Genomic DNA, 968 nt, shown 5'->3' with positions numbered 1-968 from the left:
CTGCTGCTGGCGGCGTCGATGGCCGCCGACGCCGAGGCCGAGGCCCGGGGCGAGGTCCTCGACCTCGACAAGGCCCGTACCGAGCGCCGCCCCGCCCCCGCCCCCACCGGCGACGTCGACCCGGACGACGTGGACGGGCAGTCCGTCTACGTCGACCAGCCCGCGGTGGTGCCGCTGCCGGCGCCGGAGGGTGCGCGGCGCCCGGTCCTCCCGGCGTGGCTGTTGTCGAAGGCGGAACTGGCCGCGCAGGCCAGGTGGGCGGTCGGCCACGTCGGCCACTCCCTGGCCTACCACGCGGTGCGTTCCCCGCTCTACGCCGCGAAGCTGGCGGCCCGTTCGCCGCGCGGCGCGGTGCGCACGCTGTCGTTCCTGGGCCGGTGGGCGTCCGACGCCGAGGGGCAGCCGCTGCGCGCCGCGGCCGCCCGGCGCGAGGACGCCGAGCTGTACCTGAAGCTGTGCCGGCAGCGCGACAACCGGGTGCGGCTGCGCGGTGTCATCTCCCTGCTCGGGTCGGTGTTCGGCCTCACGGCCGTGATCGTGCTGCTGGTGATGACCTCCACTGCCACCCTCATGGCGCTGGCCGCGGCCGTGGTGCTGGCGCTGGGGGCGGCGGGCGCGCCGGCGGACGAGCCGCTCATCGCCCGCGCCGTGGTCAAGGCCAAGGCCCCCAAGCTCACTTCCGACATGGTCGTGGCCGCGCTGGAGTCCCTCGGCATCGGCGCGATCACCTCCGCCAGGTCGAAGAACAGCGGGATCACCTTCCCCGCGCCGATCACCCGCGACGGCCCCGGCTGGCGCGCGGACGTCGAACTGCCCGCCGGTGTGGAGGTCACCGACGTGATGGAGCGCCGCGGCCGCCTCGCATCCGGTCTGCGCCGCCCGATCGGCACTGTGTGGCCCGAGCAGGCCAAGGGCGAGCACCCCGGCCGCATGGTCCTGTGGGTCGGCGACCAGGACATGGCCAAGGC

General features: G+C 75.7%; 1 pseudogene. It reads left to right on the top strand.

Annotated features, from left to right (window positions below):
- Positions 1–968: pseudogene (locus tag IEZ12_RS37335) on the top strand (cell division protein FtsK); the annotation flags it as partial.

It is taken from the genome of Kitasatospora griseola (assembly GCF_014648555.1).
In the GTDB taxonomy this organism is placed as follows: domain Bacteria; phylum Actinomycetota; class Actinomycetes; order Streptomycetales; family Streptomycetaceae; genus Kitasatospora; species Kitasatospora griseola.
Note: the sequence above shows the minus strand (reverse complement) of the source record. Positions and strands in the feature narration are given on the sequence as shown.